Genomic DNA, 3,337 nt, shown 5'->3' on the forward strand with positions numbered 1-3,337 from the left:
TGCGGTCGATGGGCGGCCCGACCAGCTGGTCGACCAGGTCGACGGCGTCCGGCTGATCGAAGCACCGGTCGGTGAGCACCGCGGTGGGCAACTTGTAGTCGGGGTAGGGCTGGTACCAGCGCTGGGCGGTCAGCCCGCTGACCGTCAGATGACCGGCCAGCTCGGCCCGCGAGAAGGTGCGCACGGCCGCCGTGGCGTCAGTGGCAGCCACCGTCGGGTAACCCTCCAGGCCAACGAACGGCAGCCCGAGGTGGTCCTCGTCGGCCTGCAGCCAGTAGGCGAGGCCGAAGCGGTTCTCGATGGCTACCACCAGGGCACCACCGGGCCGCACAAGGTCGGCCAGGTGTCCCAGAAAGGCATCGGGGTCGTCGCCGGCGTACTCCAGCACCCCGACGCACAGCACCACGTCGAACCCGTCGTCGTCGACCAGATCGGTAGCCGACCCGTGGCACACGTCGACGTCCAGACCGGCGCAGCGCAGGGCGGCAGCCTCGGCCCGGAGGGCGTCGCCCTCTACGGCCACCACAGTCGCCCCCTGTTCGGCCGCCCACCGGCTGTTCACTCCGCTGCCCGCTCCGACGTCCAGCACCCGCACGCCGGGACCCAGGCGGATCGGGTGCAGGAGATTCGTGCGGGCCCGGCCGAAGTGGTAGCGGGTTGGCCAGTCGTCGATCTGGGCGGCCAACTCGTCCGAGGCGCTGGACCGGTCGCTAGCGGCCCGCAGAACCGAGACGATCCGGTCCTCGGACCCATCGCGCCAGCGCCGATCACTCACCGGACCACCGACCCGTCACTCCGGCACCGGACGTTCACCGGTCCGCCGATCGGGCCGACCAGGTGCCGCCCAGGGCCACCAGCCCGTTCTGCTGGTCGACGCCCGTGGGCTCCACCTCGAAGCGCACCAGATGGGTGTGGCGTTCGAAGACCCGGCGCATGGTGGCGTCGTGGAGGGCCACCGAGAGCTCGTAGATGCCGGGCTGCACGGCCAGGGAGTCGACGGCGTAGTCCACCTCGACGGTGCCAGCGTCGTCGGCGGCCCGGGCGGCCGCCCCCGAGTTGATGCTCGCCACGTGGGTGCCGTCGGCCCGGTAGAGGCCGAGGGCCACAGTGACCGGCTCGCCGACCTGGTCGGCGTCGACCCGGACCCGAAACCGCACCGGCCGGCCGGAGCCCACCCGGTCCATGGGGTGGCCGTTGGTATCCACCAAGTCGACGGCCCGGACCAGGTCGTCGGGTCCCAGGCCGCCGAATCGTCGGGGGGCCGACGGCGACGGGTCGGTAGGCGTAGGACTATCGACCGCCCCGTCCAGAAACTGCTCAATGACTTTGGGCGACGGGCCGACGGCCTGCAGGGTGCCCTGCTGGATCCATGCCGTCTGCTCGCACAGCCACCCCACCATGTCGAGGTCGTGGCTGACCAGGATGATGGTGCGGCCCTCGGCCTTCAGTTGGGCGAACCGGTCCAGGCAGCGCTTCTGGAACGTGTGGTCGCCGACGGCCAGTACCTCGTCGACGAGCAAGATCTCCGGCTCGACGTGGATGGCCACCGAGAAACCGAGCCGTACGTACATGCCTGACGAGTAGTTACGGACCGGCTCGTCGATGAAGCGGTCCAACTCGGCGAAGCCCACGATGTCGTCAAACCTCCGACGGATCTCCTTTGCCGTGAAGCCCAGGATGGCGCCGTTCAGGTACACGTTCTCCCGGCCGGTCAGCTCGGGGTGAAAGCCTGCGCCCAGCTCCAGCAGGGCCGACAGGCGACCGTTGACCGTTGCCGTGCCCTCGTCGGGTCGCAGGATCCCGGCCAACACCTTGAGCAGCGTGCTCTTGCCCGACCCGTTGCCTCCGATGATCCCGAACGTTGAACCATGCGGAATATCCAGGTCGACACCCCGGAGGGCCCAGAACTCCTCGTAGCGGGTGCGGTGGCCAGCCAGCACCGTGGCCTTCAGGGTCCAGTTCCGGTCATGAGTGAGGCGGAACCGCTTACCCAGGCCGTCGAGCAGGACCGCGGACTCCGGCGACGGGGCCACGCTCACACCTCCTCGGCCATACGGGGTTCGAGCCGGTTGAACACCCGGAATCCGAGGGCCAGCACGATGGCCGTGGCGGCCACGATGGCCAACCATCGTTCGAGCGACGGGAACCGCAGGTCGTAGAGCACATTCCGGTAGGCCTTGGCCCACGACACCATCGGGTTGAGCTGGTAGAGGGTGCGGTAGCCGATGCCCAGGAACTCCCGGTCGGCCGGAACCATGTTCAGCGGGTAGAGGATGGGCGTCAGGAACATCCACGGAGCTAGGGCCACACCTAGGAAGTGCTGGACGTCCCGGAAGTACACGTTGGCGGCGCTGATCATCAGGGCCAGCCCGATGGTGAACAGCAGTTGAAGCAGCATGAGGGCCAGCACCACGGGGATCCACTGGAAGGCGATGTGGCCCTGCAGGACGGCGATCAGTACCAGCAGCACAGCCATCTCGACCAGAAGCGTCAGAAACCGGGCCAGCACCGACGACGTGGGCAGCACCCAACGGGGAAAATAAATCTTGGTGACCAACGGTGCGTTAGCCGTGATAGCCCGGGTGGCCTCGGTGAGGCTGGTGACGTGGAACTGCCACGGCAGCAGCGTGACGAGCAGGAACACGGCGTAGGAGTGCAGGCCGCTGGGGTCGCCGACCGTCGGCTGGATACGCAGGAACACAGAGAACACGGCCGAGTAGACGACCACGGCGACCAGGGGATTGAGCACCGACCAGGTCCAGCCCAGCGCCGAGCGCTTGTACTTGCTGCGCAGGTCGCGAAGCGTGAAGTTGACCAGCAGGTCCACCGGGATGAGGGCGTGAAGGTCGCGACGCGACCGCGGCAGCCGGAGCAGGGGCACCGGTCGAGCCTACCGGTCACCCCCTAGGCGGCCGGGGGCGCGCCCCGGCCCGAAGGGGCTGGTCGGCGGCGGCCTTCTACGCTGATCGGGATCTTCCGATGACTACGACGCCCCTCACGCCCAAGCCGGACGCCAATCCGGCGGCCTCTGGCCTGTACCTGCGCCTATGGCGCGCCGGGTTCCGGTGGCTTTACGTGCTGGACGCCGTCGGAATCCTGGCTGTGGCCGTGCTGGTCACCGTGGTCCGATTCGGGACCGCATGGCCGGAGCCGGGCGAGCTGGTGGTTGGCATGGTGGCCCTGACGGCCATCCTGCAGGTTGTCTTCTACTTCGGGGGGCTCTACGAGAAGCAGGCCCGGTTGGGTCACCGGATGTGGTGCGCTCGGGTGGTCGGCTTGACCCTGGTGGCCCTGGCCATCGGGTTCGTGCTGGTGCTGCCTACCGGCCGTTATGCCG

At 68.6% G+C, this 3,337-nt stretch carries 4 protein-coding genes; 1 reads left to right on the forward strand and 3 read right to left on the reverse strand.

The genetic code is table 11. The features are described 5' to 3' along the window. The 3 genes from MK181_10820 to MK181_10830 all read right to left on the reverse strand — a co-directional run. On the reverse strand, positions 1 to 775 hold a 775-nt coding region (locus MK181_10820), incomplete at its 3' end, for a methyltransferase domain-containing protein (protein MCH2420289.1). Positions 776 to 809: 34 nt separating this feature from the next. Next, positions 810 to 2,033: an ABC transporter ATP-binding protein gene (locus MK181_10825; protein MCH2420290.1), complete on the reverse strand. Its 1,224-nt coding sequence runs from the start codon at positions 2,031 to 2,033 to the stop codon at positions 810 to 812. A gap of 2 nt (positions 2,034 to 2,035) precedes the next feature. Next, positions 2,036 to 2,881, reverse strand: coding sequence for an ABC transporter permease (locus MK181_10830; GenBank protein MCH2420291.1), 846 nt, complete (start codon positions 2,879 to 2,881; stop codon positions 2,036 to 2,038). A gap of 98 nt (positions 2,882 to 2,979) precedes the next feature. Here MK181_10830 and MK181_10835 point away from each other — a divergent pair. Then, on the forward strand, positions 2,980 to 3,337 hold a 358-nt coding region (locus MK181_10835), incomplete at its 3' end, for a hypothetical protein (protein ID MCH2420292.1).

The organism is Acidimicrobiales bacterium (genome assembly GCA_022452035.1).
In the GTDB taxonomy this organism is placed as follows: Bacteria; Actinomycetota; Acidimicrobiia; order Acidimicrobiales; family MedAcidi-G1; genus UBA9410.